We start from the raw sequence: 19,194 nt of genomic DNA on the forward strand, positions 1-19,194 counted from the left end.
GGGTGGGATGGGCCAGCTCGCTGTGCAGCTTGTCCATGTCCAGTTCCTTTTCCCATTTCGACACGACGATGGTGGCCACGCCGTTACCGACAAAGTTGGTCAGCGCGCGGCATTCGCTCATGAAGCGGTCGATGCCCAGGATCAGCGCCATGCCGGCCACGGGAATCGTCGGCACCACGGCCAGGGTGGCGGCCAGGGTGATGAAGCCGGCGCCCGTGATGCCGGACGCGCCTTTCGACGTCAGCATCGCCACGCCCAGGATGGTGAGCTCTTGCCAGATCGTCAGTTCCGTGTTGGTTGCCTGTGCCACGAACAGGGCGGCCATGGTCATGTAGATATTGGTGCCGTCCAGGTTGAACGAGTAACCGGTCGGCACGACCAGACCGACGACTGGCTTGGAGCAGCCCAGGCGCTCGAGTTTCTTCATCAGGGCCGGCAGGGCCGATTCCGACGAGCTGGTGCCGAGCACGATCAGCAGTTCTTCCTTGATGTACAGCAAGAAGCGGCCGATGGAGAAGCCCGTGTACTTGGCGATCAGGCCCAGCACGACGAAGACGAACAGGAAGCAGGTCAGGTAGAACGAGCCCATCAGTTTTGCCAGCGGAATCAGCGACGCCAGGCCGTATTTACCGATGGTAAAGGCCATCGCGCCGAACGCGCCGATCGGTGCGACTTTCATGATGATGTTGACCATGCCGAAGATGGCATGCGACAGCTCGTCGATCAGCTTGGTGACCGGACGGCCGCGCTCGCCCAGCAGGGACAGCGAGAAGCCGAACAGGATGGCGATCAACAGCACTTGCAGGATGTCGCCCTTGGCGAAGGCATCGACGAAGGTCTTCGGGATGATATTCATCAGGAAGTCGACGGTGCTCATGCCTTCGGCGTGCGTGTATTGCGCGATCGACTTGGCATCGAGGTGGGCCGGATCGGCGTTGAAGCCGGCGCCCGGTTTCAGGATGTTAGCAACCAGCAAGCCAATGGCCAGCGCGAAGGTGGAGACCACTTCGAAGTACAGCAGGGCCTTGCCGCCCACGCGGCCGATTTTCTTGACGTCCTGCATGCCGGCGATGCCGGAGACCACGGTACAGAAGATCACGGGGGCGATGATCATCTTGATCAGTTTGATAAAGCCGTCGCCCAGCGGTTTCATGTCGACGGCGTTCGAAGGGTAGAACACCCCCAGCAGCACGCCAGCCACGATGGCGAACAGCACCTGTACGTACAGGATTTTATAGAATGGTTTTTTCACGAGTGGTCTCCTCTTGCGGGTTGATGCTGCGAATCATCCGCCCATTGGCAGGCGTGCTCAATTGTGGATAACCGCAGATATGCAGTTTCGCTATATCGGGTATTGCGCCATGGCGAATGTGCCAGTGCTATGCTGCGACGCAGCAATTCAGCCGCGCGCTTGGAGCATTGCCCGCGCTGCGCTACACTGCCGTAGCGTCGCGCGCGGGACATCCCTTGGCAGGCAGAAAGCGGTGCTCTTTTTATATCGAATAAGGAAATCGAATGATCGAAGCGAGCATCAAATCCGTCCAGTGCATCTCCCCCGCAGGCCTGCATACCATGTCGTACAAGGAGTGGGGCGCACCCGACAATCCGAACGTGCTCGTCTGCGCCCATGGCGTGACGCGCGTGGCGGACGACTTCGACAACCTGGCGCGCGCCATGGCCAGCGATTACCGCGTGATCTGCCCCGACGTGGTGGGACGCGGGCGCTCGGGCTGGCTGGCCAATCCCCAGTTCTACCGCGTGCCCCAGTATGTGAGCGACATGGTGACCCTGCTGGCGCGCGTGCTGGCCAATGGCGAGCGCCAGACGGTGGACTGGTTCGGCACCTCGATGGGCGGCTTGATCGGCCTGGGCCTGGCCTCGTTGCCGCACAGCCCGATCAGCAAGCTGGTATTGAACGATATCGGCCCAACCCTGGCGCCGGAAGCCTTGCAGCGCATCGGCGACTACATCGGCCAGGACTTGCGTTTCGATACCTTCGAGCAGGGCGCCAAATTTGTGCGCGACGTGTCCGCCAGCTTCGGCCCGCACACGGATGCGGAATGGCATAAACTGGCAGTCGATGTGTTGCGGCAGGACAAGGATGGCCATTGGCGCCGTCACTATGATATGGGACTGGCCATGCCGTTCCGCTCGGCCACGCCGGAATCGGCGGCCAGCGACGAAGCCATGCTGTGGGCCGCGTACGATGCCGTGCGCTGCCCCACCTTGCTGGTGCGCGGCTCGGAATCCGATCTGCTGTCGCACGAGACGGCGCAGATCATGCTGGGCCGCGGCCCGAAAGCGGAACTGGTGGAAATCGCCGGCGTGGGCCATGCGCCCACTTTCGTCCACGACGACCAGATCGCCATCGCGCGCAAGTTTTTGCTGGGCAAGTAAGAAGGCAACAAGCAATACCGCTGTACAGATTTTGAAACAACCGAAAGAAGAAGCATGGAAATTACACGACTGCACGTAGGCAAACGCCTTTCTGAAGTAGCGATACATAACAACACCATCTACCTGGCGGGACAGATCGCGGAAGACACCACGCAAGGCATCGTCGGCCAGACGCGTGAAGTGCTCGGCCACGTCGACCGTTTGCTGATGGAAGCGGGCAGCGACAAGACGTGCATTCTGTCGTGCCAGATCTACATTGCCGACATGAAGGATTTCGACGGCATGAATGAAGTGTGGGACGACTGGGTCGCTTCCGGCCACACGCCGCCGCGCGCCACCGTGGAAGCGAAACTGGCCAATCCGGCTTGCTTGGTAGAAATCGTCATCATCGCTGCAGAGCGCTAAGTTATTGAGTTGTTAAGTTTATAAGGTATCACATGGTTTCCATCTCGGCCCCGAATAGCGCCACCTCGGAACAACTGGTAGAGGGCTTGAGTGCGCCGGACTGCGCGCGCGTGCTGGACGCGCTCGCGTATGCCACCGCAGCGTATGGCGACAAGCAGACCTTTGCCGGCCGCTCCGCGCTGGACTTCGCCATCGGCGTGGCCACCACCCTGGCGTTCCTGCGCAGCGATGCGGAAACACGCATCGCCGGCCTGATGTTCGAGCTGACCTTGCTGGAACCCGACACGGCGGCCGACATCGAGCCGCGCTTCGGCAAGCAGGTGTGCGACCTGGCGACAGGCGTGCGCCAGCTGATCCGTTTGCGTGCGCTGACCCAGGCGCAGCACGGCGGCGCTGCCGGTCGCGGCAAGAATGCTGCGCAGCAAGCCGTGGCCCAGGTGGAAACCTTGCGCAAGATGTTGCTGGCGATGGCGTCCGACATGCGTGTCGTGCTGGTGCGTCTGGCCGCCTGCGTGACGACCTTGCGTTACTTTGCCGACTTAAAGCTGTTCAATGAAATGACGCGCGAGTACGGCAAGGAAACGCTGGATTTGTACGCGCCGCTGGCCAACCGCCTCGGCATCTGGCAACTGAAGTGGGAACTGGAAGATTTGTCGTTCCGCTTCATCGAACCGGAAGCGTATAAACGCATCGCCAAGATGCTGGAAGAAAAGCGCATGATGCGCGAGGGCTTCGTGTCCTCGGCGATTCTGCGCCTGCAGACGGAACTGGCTTCGGCCGGTATCCAGGCGGAAGTATTTGGCCGCCCGAAACATATTTACAGCATCTGGAACAAGATGCGCGGCAAGGAACTGGATTTCACGGCCCTGTACGACGTGCGCGCCTTCCGCGTCATCGTTGCCGACGTGAAAACTTGCTACACGGTGCTGGGCGTGGTCCACAATATCTGGACCCCCATCCCGAAGGAATTCGACGATTACATTTCGCGCCCGAAACCGAACGGTTACCAGTCGCTGCACACGGTGGTGACGGCCGAGGACGGCCGCCCGCTGGAAGTGCAAATCCGCACGAATGAAATGCACAGTTTTGCCGAATACGGCGTGGCTGCGCACTGGCGCTACAAGGAAGAGGGCGGCTCGAACTTTGCCGGCCAGAAGTACGATGAAAAGATCGCCTGGCTGCGCCAGTTGCTGGCCTGGAAAACGGAGGTGGCCGACGCCGTCGTGGGCCAGGAGGAAATCCAGCGCGAATGGGTGGAAAAGCTCAAGTCCGCCACCCTGGACGACCGCATCTTCGTCATGACGCCGCAGGCGCGGGTGCTGGAATTGCCTGTCGGCGCCACGCCCGTCGATTTTGCCTATCACCTGCATACGGACGTGGGCCACCGCTGCCGCGGCGCCAAGGTCGACGGCATCATGGTACCCCTGAATACGCAGTTGAAGAACGGCCAGACTTGCGAAATCATCACGGCCAAGGGGGCGCCGGGCACGGCCGGGCCGTCGCGCGACTGGCTCAGCGCCGGCTACGCCGTCAGCACGCGCACGCGCTCGAAGATCCGCGCCTGGTTCCACGCCATCGACATGCAGGAAACCCTGGCCCACGGCCGCGCGCTGGTGGAAAAATCCCTGCAGCGCGAAGGCAAGACGGCCGTCAACCTCGAGGCGCTGGCGCAAAAGCTGGGCTTTGCCAAGGTTGACGAGCTGTTCCTGTCTGTCGGCAAGGATGAATTCAGCCTGCGCCACGTGGAGCAGGCGCTGCACGACAATGGCGAAGTGGTGGTGCCGGAAGACGCCGTGCTGGTGGGTAAAAGCCGCGCTTCCAGCGTGGAGCAGGGCGCCAAGTCCGGCGTGCTGGTGGTCGGCACGGAAGGCTTGATGACGGTGCTGGCCAAGTGCTGCAAGCCGGCGCCGCCGGACAGCATCGTCGGTTTTGTGACGCGCGGCAAGGGCGTTTCCATCCACCGCGCCACCTGTAAAAACTTCGAGGAAATGCGCGCCAAATCGCCCGAGCGCGTGATTTTTACCGAATGGGGCAGCACGGGCGGGCACGACACCGTGTATCCGGTCGACATCTTTATTCTGGCAGGCGACCGCCAGGGCTTGCTGCGCGACATCTCCGAAATCTTTTCGCGCGAAAAGATCAACGTGATCGGCGTCAACACCCAAAGCGCCAAGGGCCAGGCCCGCATGACGTTTACGGCCGAGATCAGCTCGACGGCGCAGTTGTTGAAGGCGCTGAATGTGATCAAGGATGTCAGCGGGGTCCTGGAAGCGCGGCGCAGTTAGTTGGAGTTACCCCGAGAGCAGAGGCTGGGGTCAGACCCGGCGGGTCTGACCCCGGTCTTTGCCGTTGGGTTCAATTAATGCGTCTTGTCACCCTGATGCAGCCCCGCCATTGCCGCCGTCTCCGGCTGCAAGGTAATATGGTCGATGCCATGCTTGGCCAGCAACATCTTCTTGATCGCGCGCAATACCTTTGGCCAATGGTCGAGGTGCTCGATTTCCACATGGCCGATCAGGGCCGGCTGGCCCGGCGACATGTCCCACACATGCAGATCGTGCACGGCAATCACGCCATCGACTTGTTCCACGTCCGTGCCCACTTCGATGTAGTCGATGTGCAGGGGCACGCCTTCCATCAGGAAGTGGTACGACTCCTTCAATACCCCGAAAGTCGATTTCAGGATCAGCAGCGATACCAGCACGGACAGCAGCGGGTCGATCTGCATCCAGCCCGTAAAGTAAATCACGGCGCCCGCGATGATGGCGGCGACCGAGCCGAGCAAATCGCCCATCACGTGCACGAGGGCGGCGCGCGTGTTGACGCTTTGCTTGTCTTTCGACAATACCCATGCCACTACCACGTTGATGGCCAGGCCGATGAAAGCGACGATGAAGACCATGCCGCCCTTGACAGGTTGCGGGGCGGAAAAACGCAGCACGGCTTCATAGCAGATCCAGCCCACCACGCACAGCATGGCCAAACCGTTGACGAAGGCGGCCAGCGCTTCGGCGCGGCCGAAGCCGAACGAGTGGCGCGGCGAGGGCGGGCGGCGCGCGATGATCTGCGCCAGCAGGGCCAGGCCCAGCGCGGCCGCGTCCGTGACCATGTGGCCCGCGTCGGAAATCAAGGCCAGCGAATTGGACAAGAAGCCGGCTGCCACCTCGATGCCGGCAAATGACAGGGTCAGGCCCAGCGCCCACGCGAGGATGCTCTGGCTGCGGCCCTCGAACGAGTGGGTGTGCTTGGCGTCGCCCTTCAGGTGGGCGTGCAAATGGGTGGCGTCGTGTTCGGTGTGCGTCGGCTGCATGGAATACTTTGTGGAATGAACTTGCCGCCAGTGTAATTGAAAAGCAACAACATAGTCGGCACGTAAAAAAACCTGCAGGCCTAAAGGCACTGCAGGTTTTTGCTGAGATACATCATTTACTGCGCGGCCGTCTCGCCAAACTTGCCTTCGCGGAAATCCTGTACGGCCTGGAATACTTCCGCCTGGGTATTCATGACAAACGGGCCATACTGAGCGATGGGCTCGTTCAAGGGCTGGCCGGCGACGAGGATCACGCGGCCGCCTTCCGGTGCTTCGATGCGCACGCCGTCGCTGCCCGGCGTATTGGCGAAGATCGCCATGCGCAGGGCGGGCACGGCCTTGCCATCGACCCGCACTTCGCCACGGAACGTGTACAGGAAGGCGTTATGGCCTGGCGGCAAGGGCTGCTCGAAGCTGCTGCCAGCTGGCAAGTCGATATCGAGGTACAGCGGTTCCGTCAATTCGCGCTGCACGGCGCCCGTCACGCCATGGCTCTCGCCGGCGATCACTTGCACGGCCACGCCTGCGTCCGTCGTGTAGCGGGGGATTTCGCTGCTCGTGAAATCGCGGTACCACGGCGTGCGCATCTTGTCGCGCGCTGGCAGGTTCAGCCACAGCTGAAAACCTTCCATCACGCCTTCTTCCTGTTCCGGCATTTCCGAATGGATCACGCCGCTGCCGGCCGTCATCCATTGCACGCCGCCCGACGTCAGCAAGCCTTCGTGGCCCGCGCTGTCCTTGTGGCGCATGCGCCCCGTGATCATGTACGAGACCGTCTCGAAACCCCGGTGCGGATGCTCGGGGAAGCCGGCGATATAGTCGTTCGGCTTGTCGCTGGCAAAGTTGTCGAGCATCAAAAACGGGTCGAGACGGCGCTGCAGCTGCTGCGTCAGCACGCGGTTGATCTTCACACCGGCGCCATCCATGACGGCCTGGCCGGCGATCACGCGCTCGACGGCGCGTGGCTTGTTGACGGTGGTGGTGTCGCTCATTGTTCTCTCCTCTAGGCCGGGACGGCGCCAGTGCGCCGTCCCTTTCACTGCTGGGAATTACACCAGGATCGCGTTGATCTCGGCGTCCGCTTGCGCCTGCGCCTTGGCCACAGCTTCCGGGCCCATGCCCATGCCTTCCGAATACACGTATTGCACGTCGGTCAGGCCCAGGAAGCCGAACATGGTGTTCAGGTAAGGCACCTGGCTATCGTTGGCGCTATCGCGGTGCAAGCCGCCGCGGGACAGGCCCACGTAGACTTTCTTGCCGGTCAAGAGGCCAACCGGGCCGTTTTCCGTGTACTTGAAGGTGACGTTGGCGCGGGCAATCGCGTCGAACCAGCTTTTCAGTTGCACGGTGATGCCGAAGTTGTACATCGGCGCGCCGATGACGATGACGTCAGCTGCCTGCACTTGCGCAATCAGCGCGTCGTCCAGGGCGATGCGGGCCGCCTGTTCCGGCGTGCGCTTGTCGGCCGGCGTGAACAGCGCTTGCAGGGTCGGCTCGTCGAGCACAGGGTGCGGTTGGGCAGCCAGGTCGCGGCGGACCAGGGCGGCGCCAGGATTGGCGGCTTGTACGCGGGCAACGATGGCGTCAGCCAGGCGGGTCGAGGCGGAGCCGGTGCTGCGGGCGCTGGAATTGATTTGCAGGATGTTCATCTTGTTTTCTCCGTTGTGAGGTGTCTTGCGATGGATGAACTATAGCAATTCCAAAAACCATCCGGAAGCCGTTAAAATGGATATCATTAATCCACCAATGGAACAATCAAAACTATGGATATCGATCCCGGAGATTTATTGCTGTTCGCCCGCGTCGTCGAGTGCGGCAGTTTTTCGCGCGCTGCCGTGCGCGTGGACTTGCCCAAGTCAACCCTGTCGCGCCGCATCTCGCAGCTGGAAGCGAAACTGGGCGAGCGGCTGCTGCTGCGCACCACGCGCAAGCTGGCGCTGACGGAATTTGGCGCCAGCCTGCTCGAGCATGCGCGCAAGGTGGTCGAGGAAACGGAGGCGGCCGGCGCGCTGGCCCAGCACCGGCAGGCGGGGCCCAGCGGCTTGCTGCGCATTTCCATGCCGGCGGACTTTGGCGACGCGCTGATGCGCCAGGTGCTGGCCGAATTCGTGCGCCGCTATCCGGCCATTTCGCTGGAACTCGACTTGTCGGCGCGCCGCGTGGATTTGCTGGAAGAAAATTTCGACCTGGCCATCCGCATGGGCAACTTGCCCGACGACGCCAGCCTGTCCGCGCGCCGCGTAGCCTTCAGTACGTTGGCCTTGTATGCCTCGCCGCAATACACGAGCGTGCACGGCTTGCCCGAGCATCCCGACGATTTATATGGCCATGATTTGCTGAGCTTGCCGCGTGCCGTGCATGGCCTCGTGCACTGGACTTTGATCCGCGGCAAGACGACATGGGAGCGCGACTTGCCCGTGCGCCTGCTGGCAAACTCGCCGGAATTGCTGGTGCGCATGGCCTGCACGGGCGTGGGCATCGCGGCCAGCACGGACCGCTTCGCCAAGGCCTATGTGGCGACGGGGGAGCTGGTGCGCGTGTTGCCGGAGTGGAGTTTCCCGCTGGTCACGGGCTGGGCCGTATTTCCCGGCCGGCGCCTGATGCCGGCCAAGACGCGGGCGTTTCTGGACTTGATGGAAGAGATGTATCGCACGGACGCGCCCGTGTAGGCGCGCATCCTGTTGGCTTAGCTGGGCACGTTGCCCATGACTTCGCCCAGCTGCACGGGGCCGGCCGGTTGCCAGTTGGCGTTGAATTGCACGGTGTCTTTCGGGAACAGCATCACGACGGTGGAACCGAGCAGGAAGCGGCCCAGCTCTTCGCCCTGTTTCAGCACCACATTGTCGTTCGCGTAGCTCCAGTCGCGGATCTCGCCCGTGCGGGGCGGGTTGACGACGCCGTGCCAGACGGTCGCCATGCTGCCGACGATGGTGGCGCCCACCAGGGTCATGACGAAGGGGCCGTTGGCCGTGTCGAACACGCAGACGACGCGCTCGTTGCGGGCGAACAGGCCGGGAATGCCGCGCGCCGTCGTCGGGTTGACGGAGAACAATTCACCGGGCACATAAATCATGCGCGTCAAACGACCGTCGCACGGCATGTGGATGCGGTGGTAGTCGCGCGGGCTCAGGTACAGGTTGGCGAAGCTGCCATGTTCGAACTGCGCCGCCAGGGCCGCGTCGCCGCCCACCAGGGCCGTGGTGCTGAAGTTGTGGCCCTTGGCCTGGAAGATCTGGTCCTTGTCGATCTTGCCGAACTGGCTGATGCGGCCATCGACGGGGCAGATGTAGTCGGCCTTGGCCAGCGGACGGGCATCGGGGCGCAGTGCGCGCGTGAAAAAGTCGTTGAAGCTCGTGTAGTGCGTGATGTCCGGGTCCAGCGCCTCATCCATGTTGACGTTGTAACGGCCGACGAACCAGCGGATCAAACGGGTGGTCATGGCGCCGCCTTTGGCGCCGGCGATCCGGCCGGCAAAGTTGGTCAACGCTCCTTTTGGAAGCAGATATTGAGGCAGGACGGCAAGACGGTCAGACACGATGGGAAGCCTTTGACGGGGTGATGGGAACAATGGTGAAAACGCATTATAGCGGCGATGTGGCGCGCAATGATATGCGCCGTATGCAAGGGGGCGTATCGCAGCCTGCCGCCGAATTTAATTTGCTATAGGAAATATTTTCGGGAAACTGTGCCAGTCAGAAAAAATTACAGCACAATACGGCGGCCTGTTTTTTAGCTTTCAGCCATTTTTATTCAGCCAACTTTTTTCAGTTAGGTCATGATGCCACGCCGTTGCCTCCGCCTCACCGTCCTTTGTTCCGCCGTTTTACTTGCATGGAATGCCCATGCCCAGCAATCCGAAACGCCGGCCGTTGATACCGCCGCCGTGCCGTTGAAGGCCGAAAAGGCTGAAAATCCCATGCAAACCGTCGAAGTCAAGGGCAGCGGCTACGATCCGCGCCGCGACGATACCGCCAGCAAGATGATCGTGGGCAGCGAGGAAATCCTCAAGTATGGCGACACGAACGTCACCGACGTGCTCAAACGCTTGCCTGGCATTACCGTGTCCGGCGCGGCCGGGCGCTCGGGTGGCGAAATCCGCATGCGCGGGCTGGGCAGCGGCTATACGCAGATATTGCTCAACGGCGAACGGGCGCCGGCCGGTTTTTCACTCGACACCCTGTCGCCCGACGTGATCGAGCGCATCGAGATTTTGCATGCGGCCAGCGCCGAATACAGCACGCAGTCGATCGCCGGCACCATCAATGTGGTGCTCAAGAAAGCCGTGAAGACGGCGCAGCGCGAACTCAAGCTGGGTGTGCAGGGCAGCGACGTGAGCTTTTCGCCCAGCGTGAATCTGCAACTGTCTGACCGCGACGGCAATTTTTCATACTCGCTGGCCGGTTCGCTGTACCGCTACGACTACCATTACGACAATCCCGGCCTGGAACTGGGCTACGCGCCCGACGGCCGGCAAAACCTGCTGCGCCGCACGAACGGCACGGGCGATGGCCGCCCGGAAGGCATCAATCTGTCGCCGCGCCTGAACTGGGTGCTGGCCAACGGCGACAACGTGACGGCGCAATTCTTTTTCAACGGCGGACGCTCGAATCACCGCAATTTCAGCCGCGCGGAAACAGAACTGGGCTTGCGCCCCGACTACGACGCCAACACGGGCACTTCCAGCAACCACAACGCCTTCGGCCGTAGCGACCTGACGTGGATGCACAAGCTGGCCGGCGGCGCCAAACTGGAACTGAAGATCGGCGCCTCGGCCGCCCGCAATACGTCCGACAGCCTGCAGCAGGGCTTTATCGACGGCGGCGGCCTGGCGCTCGAGCGCAAGGTGGGCGTGAAGGCGACGGAAAACGGCGTCAGTTCCACCGGCAAGTATTCCTCGCCCCTGCTGCCCGGCCATGCCCTGTCGATGGGCTGGGATGGCGCCTACACGGAGCGCGAGGAAACGCGCCGGCAGCGCGAAGCGGCCTTGGGCGTGCGTCCGCCCGTCAACAGCGACGAGGGTTTCGACGCCACCATCAAGCGCCTGGCGCTGTACGTGCAGGATGAATGGGAAATCACGCCGCGCTGGTCCATGTATGCGGGCGTGCGCTGGGAAGGCATCGATACGCGCAGCGCGGGCGATACCTACGACGAAGTAAACCAGCGCACCAGCGTGTGGAGCCCGCTGCTGCAAACCCTGTGGAAGTTGCCCGATACCAAGGGCGACCAGGTGCGCCTGGCCCTGACGCGCACCTACAAGGCGCAGCCGACGTCGAGCCTGATTCCGCGCCGCAATACCTCGACGAATAACAGCCAGACGGACCCTGACCGCGAAGGCAATCCTTACCTGAAACCGGAGCTGGCGCTGGGCATCGACGCTTCCTACGAGCATTACTGGGCCGAAGGTGCCTTGCTCAGCGCGCGCGCCTCGGCCCGCCGCATCGACGGCTATACGCGCCAGGGCTTGCTGTTCATCAATGATCGCTGGGTCTCCACGCCCGTCAACGATGGCCGCGCGAATACGCAGACACTGGAACTGGAAGCGAAGTTCCCGCTGCGCGCCGTGATGGCCGCGCCCGTGCCGGCCATCGACCTGCGCGCCAGCGTCAGCCGCAACTGGTCACAGGTGGAGCAGGTGCCGGGGCCAAACAACCGGCTCGACCAGCAAACGCCCGTCAGCGGTAACTTTGGCCTCGACTACAAGACGCCGGACGGCGTCTTGACCACGGGCGGCAGCTTCAACTTCCGCAACGGCGGCCCCGTGCGCATCACCGAGCGCCAGAGCGCCTACACGTCGCCGCGGCGCGACCTCGACATTTATGCGTTGTGGAAATTCGATGCGAAGAACCAGCTGCGCCTGGCCGTGTCGAACCTGCTGGCGCAAGACTTCGAAAGCGACACCATCTATACGGATGCCAGCGGCACGATCGTGCGCAACAGCATCTCGCCGAGCTCGCCGCAGGCGCGCGCCACCCTGGAAATGAAGTTTTGACGCGTTTGTTTTAACGGTGAAACCCCGGCCGGCATCCCCGCTGGCCTATAATCTCGGCAATTGCGCGCACGGCCAGCCCGTGCGCGCCGCCTTTTCATTTGCCAAGATTGCTTTCCCCATGACGTTTTCCTCCCTCGGCCTGATCGATCCCCTGGTCCGCAAACTTGACGAGCTCGGCTATGCCAAGCCCACGCCCGTGCAGGCGCAAGCGATTCCTGCCGTGCTGGCCGGGCGCGACCTGATGGCCGCCGCCCAGACGGGCACGGGCAAGACGGCCGGCTTTGCCGTGCCCTTGCTGCAGCGCCTGACCCTGGAAGGCGTGGTGGCGCCGCAATGCGTGCGCGTGCTGGTGCTGGTGCCCACGCGCGAGCTGGCCGAGCAAGTCTATGCCAGCTTCCGCAGCTATGGCGGCAACTTGCCGCTGCGCAGCTTTGTCGCCTATGGCGGCGTGCCCATCGAGCCGCAGATCAGCAAGCTGCGCAAGGGCCTCGACGTGCTGGTGGCCACGCCGGGCCGTTTGCTGGACTTGCAGACGCAGGGCGCCGTCAAGTTCGAGCAGGTGCAGACGCTGGTGCTGGACGAGGCGGACCGCATGCTGGACCTCGGCTTCGAGCGCGAACTCGATATTTTGCTGATGACGATGCGCAAGCAGCGCCAGACCCTGCTGTTCTCGGCCACCTTCTCGGACGCCATCCGCGCCATGGCGAAAACCATGCTGAAGGACCCCGTGTCGGTGGAAGTGAGCGCGCGCAACAGCACGGTGAAAGCCGTCAAGCAGTCGGTGATCGTGTGCGACAAGAAACGCAAGCCGGAACTGTTCTTGCACCTGCTGAAGAAAAAGCGCTGGGGCCAGGTCCTCGTCTTCGTCAAGACGCGCAAGGGCGTCGAGCTGCTGGTGAATACCTTGCTGGAGCAGGGCGTGCGCGCCGATTCCATCCACGGCGACAAGACGCAGCCGAACCGCTTGCGCGCGCTGGCGCGTTTCAAATCGGCGGAAGTGCAGGTGCTGGTGGCCACCGACGTGGCCGCCCGTGGCTTGGACATCGATCAATTGCCCGTCGTCGTCAATTTCGACTTGCCGACGGTGGCGGAAGACTATATCCACCGCATCGGCCGCACGGGCCGCGCGGGCGCTTCGGGAGAGGCCATTTCCCTCGTCTGCGCCGATGAAGTCGAATTGCTGTCGGCCGTGGAAGCGCTGACGCGGCAAACCTTGAAACGCAACGAGGAGCCCGGTTTCGAGGCGGAACACCGCGTGCCGGGCACGTCCGCCGGCGGCACGATTCAGAAAAAGATCGTGAAAGTGCTGGCGCCGAAGGCGGCGGAGCGGGCGAAAAAGCGCCGTTTTTATAAGTAAAGGACGCACAAGGCGCGCAGCACGGATATCGCATTCGTGCCATCATGCGCCATGACCTCGATACCTTTGTTCCCGCTCAATACGGTGCTGTATCCCGATGGCTATCTGCCCCTGCAGATCTTCGAGGTGCGCTACCTGGACATGATACGTCAGTGCATCATGGGAGAGCAGCCGTTCGGCGTGGTGCAGCTGCTGGACGGCGCGGAAGTGCGCAAGCCGGGCCAGCTGGAAACCCTGGCGCCCGTGGGCACCCTGGCGCGCGTCATCGACTGGGCCGCGCCCTTGTCGGGCTTGCTGCAAATCAAATGCATGGGCATGCAGCGCTTTCACATCGTCTCCAGCGAACAGCTGAAAAACGGCTTGTGGATGGCGCAGGTCGAAACCTTGCCGCCCGATAAAACCATTCCCATCCCCCAGGAGCAGCAGAACGTGGCCGACGCACTGGGTGCCCTGATCCGCACCTTGCAGGAGCAAAAGATTCCACCCGATCAAATGCCCCTGCAGCCGCCGTACCGCCTCGACGAGTGCGGCTGGGTGGCGAACCGCTGGTGCGAGCTGCTGTCCCTGAGCGCCATGCAAAAGCAATTGCTGCTGAGTCAGGACAATCCCGTGCTGCGCCTGGAACTGGTACAGGATATGCTCACGGAAAACGGCTTGCTGGAAGAGTAAAACACGCCAGGCCGCATGTTTTCTCGCGCTTCCGTTGTGCAATTGCAATTACTATTGAGAAATACTTTACGCTTTGCCGCCGCTGGCATAAGATAATGCCCCTGGGCAAGATTGCCCTGGGCAACATTCAAGAGCAGACGACATGGCAAAAGTAAGCGCGGAACAGATCAATGCGGCAATGGAAGCGATGGCGGGCGAAGGCCAGGCCATCACGGTGCGCGCCTTGCGCGAACGGCTGGGCAACGGCGCCTGCCTGGGCACCATCAGCAAGCTCTTGCAGCGCCGCAAGGCCGGTGCGCAGCGCCAGATCGCCGCCGCCGCCGAACTGTCGCCCGTGCTGCAGCAAGCCATCCTCGATTATGTAGGGCAGGAATTAAGCGCCAGCCACAGCGCGCATGAAGCCGAGATGAACGACAATCAACAGGAATTGATGGACCTGGCCAGCGAGAACGAGCGCCAGCAAGAGTTGCTCGACCTGCAGGCGGGCGAGCTGGAAACCCTGCGCGAGGAACTCGAGCGCGAGCGGCAGGTGGCGAATCAGGCTAGAACGGACCTGGCCAAGGCGCAGCTGCGCCTGGAAGGCTTGCCGCGCCTGGAAGAGGCGGCCGAGCAGGCGCGCATGGACCTGGCCAAGGCGCAGTTCAAGCTCGAGGGAATACCGCGCCTGGAAGAGGCTGCCGAAGCGGCACGCGCGGAACTGATCCAGGCCCAGCTGAAGCTGGAAAGCCTGACGCGCGTGGAAACGGAACTGGCGGCCGCCCGTCTGGAACTGGAAGCGGAACGCGAAGAGCTGGGCGAAACGCGCGCCGAGCTGGACGAGGAACGGACCTTGCGCATCAAGGCGCAGCAGTTTATCGTCGATCCGATCTTCAAAACACCTGTCTGAGGACGCCTGATCAAACCTGCTGCGCGTCGGTATAGGTAGCCTGCGATGCTCACCGTGCTTCAGCACGGTTGCGCTTCTTAGCCACCTCTACCTTCCGCTCGCGACGGTTTTGTCAGGTGTCGATACGTCGGGGGAATATGTCATGCGGGCCTTGCTGGCTTAGAATGGCGCACTGTCGCGCCATGTCATGCCATGTGACGCCTTGATCGCAAAGAAGGTTTATGTCTGTAGAAAAAGAAGTGCCGCTCCCGCTTGCGGCCGCCCCCATCGCGCCGCGCGCGCTGCCGCCCCGGCCGCCAGCCGAATTCAGCTCGCCCGAAGCGGCCCTGGCACGCAAGCTGGCGCGCGAAGACAAGGATGCGCAGGTGCGCGGCGTCACGTCCATCGACGCCATGCGCGAGGCCATCAAGCGGGCGGCGCGGGACTTGCCCGCCATTACCGAAGTGCCGCGCCTGGCCATGCTGGACGCCGCCGCCTTCCGCGCGCGCGCCGCGCTGGGCTTGCCCTTCCTGATGCGCGGGCTGGTGCGGCGCTGGCCTTTGTCGGCATTGGTGCCAGAGGTCTTGCGCGAACAGTTCAGCCACGTGCCCGTGCGGGCGCGGGTGGGTGACTATATCAACACGGCGTTCGCGGCCGACCGCGCCATGCAGGACATGTCGATGGGGCAATATCTGGACCTGGTGGAAGAAGGGGCGCACGCGTTGCCGCCGTACCTGGGCAACTTGGAATTGCGCGAGCTGAACCGCCTGTGCCACTGGCCCACGTATTTCGACAAGATGGGCCCGCCGCGCTTCTGGGTGGGGCCGGCCGGCACGGTGACGCCCCTGCATTGCGATTACGACGATAATATTTTCGCGCAAGTGTGGGGCCGCAAGCGCATTTTCCTGGCGCCGCCGCACCACGACGCCTTCCTGTATCCCAGCGAAGCGAACGCCATCCTGTTCGGTTCGCCCTTCGACCCGGAAGCGCCCGATTTCCAGCGCTTCCCCTTAGCAAGCCAGGCGACCATGATCGAATGCCTCGTGGAGCCGGGCGACATGCTGTACGTGCCCGCCGGCTGGTACCATCAGGTGCGCGCACTGACGTTTTCGCTGTCGTCGAACCGCTGGGCCAGGGCCATGCCGCTGGCCCTGCATGGCGGAGCGGCGCTGCGGCGTACGGAGGCCTGATCTTATGGCGCGATGGCCAGTGCCTGCAGGCACCCAATTGTGCTGGCAGCGGAAACCGGATGAGTGTGGCCCGCCAGGAATCCACGGAGAATCATCATGACGGCAACTTTGCACAAACCAACCTTACACAAGCGCTATCTGGGCGCCTTGCTGGGACTTGCCTGCGGCGATGCCGTCGGCACGACCGTGGAATTTTCTCCGCGCGGCAGCTTTGCGCCGGTGACGGGCATGACTGGTGGCGGTCCGTTCGGCTTGCAGCCGGGACAATGGACCGACGATACGTCGATGGCGCTGTGCCTGGCCGAAAGCCTGGTCCAGAAAGGGGCGTTCGATGCGGCGGACCAGATGGTGCGGTACTTGAACTGGTGGCAATGGGGCTACCTGAGTTCCACCGGCACCTGCTTCGATATCGGTGGCACGGTAAGGAGCGCGCTGGCCAGTTTCCAGGAGACGGGCAATCCCTGGAGCGGCTCCGCCGCGCCTGACACGGCGGGCAATGGGTCGCTCATGCGCCTGGTCCCCGTCGTGCTGTTTGCCTATCCCGATGCCGAAGCGGCCATAGCCTGCGCTGCCGACAGTTCCCGCACCACCCACGCGGCGCCGGAAGCCGTCGAAAGCTGCCAGCTGCTCGCCGCCTTGCTGTGCAGCGCGCTGGCGGGCACGGCGAAAGACGCGCTGCTGGACAGTATCGCGTTCCGGCCTGCGGAACCGAAGCTGGTGGAGCTGGCCAGCGGCAGTTTCCTCGCCAAGACGGAGCAGCAGATACGCGGCACCGGTTATTGCGTGGAATCGCTGGAAGCGGCGCTCTGGTGCTTCTTCCATACCAACTCACTGGAAGCGGCGGTATTGCGCGCTGTCAATCTGGGCGAAGATGCCGATACGACCGGCGCCATCGTCGGCCAGCTTGCCGGCGCCTATTATGGCGCCCAGGCGATTCCCCCGCTATGGCTGGATGCGCTGGCCATGCGCGACGATATCGAGGAACTGGCGGGCAAATTGTTCGAGCGGGCCAGGGACTAGCGCAGGCTGCAGCCCACCAGCAGCAGCATCGGCCGCTCGCGCTCTTCCGCCAGGGCCGGCTGCTGCGCCACCTGCGCATCTGTCGGCCCCCATTCTTCCACGTGTTCCAGCTGGAAACCTGCCCGCAGCAGCGCATTGATGGTCGTGCCCAGGGTGCGGTGCTGCTTGATCACGCCGGGCGCCAGCCAGTCCGACACGCGCGGACCTTGCTGCTGGTAGCTGTCTACGGGCCAGCGCTTGCGGCCCTGTCCGTTCGTCAGCCAGCCCTGCTGGCGCGGCGCCATGAAGATCGGGTGCTCGATGGAAAACACCAGCTTGCCGCCCGGCTTCAAGCCGTGGCGGATGGCGGCCAGCAAGGTGGCGAAATCCGCGATATAGTGGAAGGCCAGCGAGCTGTAGACGAGGTCGTAGCCGGCTGGCGGCAAGACCAGTTGTTCCAGATCAAGCCGCGCATAGCTGACAGCCGCATATTCTCCCATGCCGCCTGCCTGCGCCAGCATCTTTTCCGACACGTCCACGCCCAATACCCGCGCCGCACCCTGTTCTGCCGCCCAGCGGCAGAACCAGCCATAGCCGCAACCCAGGTCAAGTACTTGCTTGCCTTGCACGTCTGGCAGCATGGCGCGCAGGGCCGGCCATTCGGGCGCGCTGTCGAGGCCGCCGATGGAGCGGGGCAGCTGGCTGTAGGCCGTGAAAAAGGCGTCGTTGTCGTAGATATTTTGGGTCATGGTTCAAGATCCTGATGGGCGCTGCGCTTGGCATGTCCGCCCCGCTGCGCCCGGTAAATGCCAGCGTGGCCGGAAAACAGGTAGGCCACGACGCAGGCGATGGCTGCGTACACGCCGATCTCGGCGCCGAACAGCTCCATCGCCATCAGGGTCGAGGCGATCGGCGTGTTGGCGGCGCCCGCGAATACGGCGACGAAGCCGATGGCGGCCAGCAGAGCGAAGGGCTGGTGCAGCAGCGGCCCCAGCGCATTGCCCAGGGTCGCGCCGATGAAGAACAATGGCGTCACTTCACCGCCCTTGAAACTGGTGCCCAATGACACGATGGTGAACGCCATCTTGCCGAGGAAATCCCAGGCGGGCAACGGTTCCTTGAGCGCGTCGACGATGGTGGGAATGCCCAGGCCGATATATTTGTCGGTGCCCAGCAGCCATACGGCGAGCGCGACGGCGAGGCCGCCCGCCAGCGGACGCAGCGGGGCGTAGGCGATCTTGCGCTTCATCAGTGCGCTCAAGCCGTGCGTGGCTTGCGCAAACACCTTACCGGTCACGCCGAACAGCACGCCCGCGACCACCATGGCGGATAAAGTCCAGGCGGAGAGGGCGGGGATCAAAGGCACGGCGTAATGCGTATGCTGGACGCCCCACAGCAAGCCTACCTGGTCGGCGATGACGGCGGCAGCCAGGCAGGGCAGCATGGCTTCGTAGCGCAAGCGGCCGATGGCCAGCACTTCCAGGCCGAAGATGGCGCCCGCCAGCGGCGTGCCGAAGACGGAGGCAAAGCCGGCGCTGATGCCGGCCATCAGGATGATGCGGCGGTCTTCATTGCTCAAGCGAAACATGCGCGTGAGCTGGTCGGCCAGCGCGCCGCCCATCTGCACGGCCGTGCCTTCGCGCCCGACGGAGGCGCCGAACAGATGCGAGATGACGGTGGCGCCCAGCACCAGCGGCGCCATGCGCAGCGGAATGATTTTTTTCGGATCGTGGATTTCATCGATGAGCAGGTTCGCGCCGCCCTCGACACTGCTGCCGTAGCGCAGATACAGCCAGCTGACGGCAAAGCCCGCCACGGGCAGCAGCCAGATCAGCCAGGCGTGCGCCAGGCGCGTCGCAGTTGCCCATTCAAGGGCGAACAGGAAACCGGCCGAGGCGGTGCCAGCCAGCACGGCCACGACAAAGGCCAGCAGCAGCCATTTCAACAGATGCTGCAGCAGATCGGTGAGGGCGCTCAGGCGGTGCATCGGTCATCCAGTCATGGGCGATGGGT

17 protein-coding genes are annotated in these 19,194 nt (G+C 63.1%); 10 read left to right on the plus strand and 7 right to left on the minus strand.

Going from position 1 to position 19,194, the window contains the following annotated elements; translation table 11 throughout:
• A partial coding sequence (locus JAB8_RS00825) for a dicarboxylate/amino acid:cation symporter (protein ID WP_070287935.1) occupies positions 1 to 1,252 on the minus strand: 1,252 nt, incomplete at its 3' end.
• A gap of 263 nt (positions 1,253 to 1,515) precedes the next feature.
• Between JAB8_RS00825 and JAB8_RS00830 the strand changes: the two genes are divergently transcribed.
• Genes JAB8_RS00830 through JAB8_RS00840 form a run of 3 tightly spaced genes read left to right on the plus strand, consistent with a single transcriptional unit; the run spans position 1,516 to position 5,087 of the window.
• Positions 1,516 to 2,397 carry an alpha/beta hydrolase gene (locus JAB8_RS00830; RefSeq protein ID WP_070221558.1) on the plus strand — a complete coding sequence of 294 codons (882 nt, stop codon included), beginning with the start codon at positions 1,516 to 1,518 and terminating at the stop codon, positions 2,395 to 2,397.
• Positions 2,398 to 2,451: 54 nt separating this feature from the next.
• On the plus strand, positions 2,452 to 2,802 hold the full coding sequence (locus tag JAB8_RS00835; RefSeq protein ID WP_070221557.1) for a RidA family protein: 351 nt from the start codon (positions 2,452 to 2,454) through the stop codon (positions 2,800 to 2,802).
• 32 nt (positions 2,803 to 2,834) lie between these two features.
• Positions 2,835 to 5,087 (plus strand): bifunctional (p)ppGpp synthetase/guanosine-3',5'-bis(diphosphate) 3'-pyrophosphohydrolase, encoded by a 2,253-nt coding sequence (locus tag JAB8_RS00840; RefSeq protein ID WP_070221556.1) that lies wholly within the window; start codon positions 2,835 to 2,837, stop codon positions 5,085 to 5,087.
• 74 nt (positions 5,088 to 5,161) lie between these two features.
• On the opposite strand, the gene JAB8_RS00845 is transcribed toward JAB8_RS00840, so the two are convergent.
• From JAB8_RS00845 to JAB8_RS00855, 3 genes are all read right to left on the minus strand, one after another.
• Positions 5,162 to 6,112: a cation diffusion facilitator family transporter gene (locus tag JAB8_RS00845; protein WP_070287938.1), complete on the minus strand. Its 951-nt coding sequence runs from the start codon at positions 6,110 to 6,112 to the stop codon at positions 5,162 to 5,164.
• Positions 6,113 to 6,228: 116 nt separating this feature from the next.
• The gene (locus JAB8_RS00850) at positions 6,229 to 7,104 is read right to left on the minus strand and encodes a pirin family protein (RefSeq protein WP_070287940.1); all 876 of its coding nucleotides are present in this window, start codon (positions 7,102 to 7,104) and stop codon (positions 6,229 to 6,231) included.
• A gap of 57 nt (positions 7,105 to 7,161) precedes the next feature.
• Complete coding sequence (locus JAB8_RS00855; RefSeq protein ID WP_070287943.1) at positions 7,162 to 7,761, minus strand: NAD(P)H-dependent oxidoreductase; 600 nt, start codon at positions 7,759 to 7,761, stop codon at positions 7,162 to 7,164.
• Between the two features lie 114 nt (positions 7,762 to 7,875).
• On the opposite strand from JAB8_RS00855, the gene JAB8_RS00860 reads away from it, so the two are divergent.
• Positions 7,876 to 8,781, plus strand: coding sequence for a LysR family transcriptional regulator (locus tag JAB8_RS00860; protein ID WP_070221552.1), 906 nt, complete (start codon positions 7,876 to 7,878; stop codon positions 8,779 to 8,781).
• A gap of 17 nt (positions 8,782 to 8,798) precedes the next feature.
• On the opposite strand, the gene asd is transcribed toward JAB8_RS00860, so the two are convergent.
• Entirely contained in the window at positions 8,799 to 9,647 is an 849-nt protein-coding gene (asd, locus tag JAB8_RS00865) for an archaetidylserine decarboxylase (protein ID WP_070221551.1), read from the minus strand.
• A 381-nt stretch (positions 9,648 to 10,028) separates the two neighbouring features.
• Here asd and JAB8_RS00870 point away from each other — a divergent pair, with 381 nt between their 5' ends.
• The 6 genes from JAB8_RS00870 to JAB8_RS00895 all read left to right on the plus strand — a co-directional run bounded on the left by JAB8_RS00870 (position 10,029) and on the right by JAB8_RS00895 (position 17,202).
• On the plus strand, positions 10,029 to 12,101 hold the full coding sequence (locus JAB8_RS00870) for a TonB-dependent receptor (RefSeq protein WP_254679412.1): 2,073 nt from the start codon (positions 10,029 to 10,031) through the stop codon (positions 12,099 to 12,101).
• Positions 12,102 to 12,219: 118 nt separating this feature from the next.
• On the plus strand, positions 12,220 to 13,458 hold the full coding sequence (locus JAB8_RS00875) for a DEAD/DEAH box helicase (protein WP_070288505.1): 1,239 nt from the start codon (positions 12,220 to 12,222) through the stop codon (positions 13,456 to 13,458).
• 51 nt (positions 13,459 to 13,509) lie between these two features.
• Complete coding sequence (locus JAB8_RS00880; RefSeq protein WP_070287945.1) at positions 13,510 to 14,127, plus strand: LON peptidase substrate-binding domain-containing protein; 618 nt, start codon at positions 13,510 to 13,512, stop codon at positions 14,125 to 14,127.
• Positions 14,128 to 14,269: 142 nt separating this feature from the next.
• Entirely contained in the window at positions 14,270 to 15,013 is a 744-nt protein-coding gene (locus tag JAB8_RS00885; RefSeq protein ID WP_046684938.1) for a DNA-binding protein, read from the plus strand.
• 221 nt (positions 15,014 to 15,234) lie between these two features.
• The gene (locus JAB8_RS00890) at positions 15,235 to 16,182 is read left to right on the plus strand and encodes a cupin-like domain-containing protein (RefSeq protein WP_070287947.1); all 948 of its coding nucleotides are present in this window, start codon (positions 15,235 to 15,237) and stop codon (positions 16,180 to 16,182) included.
• A gap of 96 nt (positions 16,183 to 16,278) precedes the next feature.
• Positions 16,279 to 17,202 (plus strand): ADP-ribosylglycohydrolase family protein, encoded by a 924-nt coding sequence (locus tag JAB8_RS00895; protein WP_070287949.1) that lies wholly within the window; start codon positions 16,279 to 16,281, stop codon positions 17,200 to 17,202.
• Here the strand turns inward: JAB8_RS00895 and JAB8_RS00900 are convergent.
• Together JAB8_RS00900 and JAB8_RS00905 are read right to left on the minus strand one after the other, a co-directional pair.
• Positions 17,199 to 17,930, minus strand: a complete 732-nt coding sequence (locus tag JAB8_RS00900) for a class I SAM-dependent methyltransferase (protein WP_070287952.1) — start codon at positions 17,928 to 17,930, stop codon at positions 17,199 to 17,201. The two genes, JAB8_RS00895 and JAB8_RS00900, sit on opposite strands and share 4 nt — an antisense overlap.
• Complete coding sequence (locus JAB8_RS00905) at positions 17,927 to 19,168, minus strand: voltage-gated chloride channel family protein (protein ID WP_070287955.1); 1,242 nt, start codon at positions 19,166 to 19,168, stop codon at positions 17,927 to 17,929. Before JAB8_RS00905 ends, JAB8_RS00900 begins: the two co-directional genes overlap by 4 nt.
• Positions 19,169 to 19,194: the final 26 nt, after the last annotated feature.

The organism is Janthinobacterium sp. HH106, from assembly GCF_001758725.1.
In the GTDB taxonomy this organism is placed as follows: Bacteria; Pseudomonadota; Gammaproteobacteria; order Burkholderiales; family Burkholderiaceae_D; genus Janthinobacterium.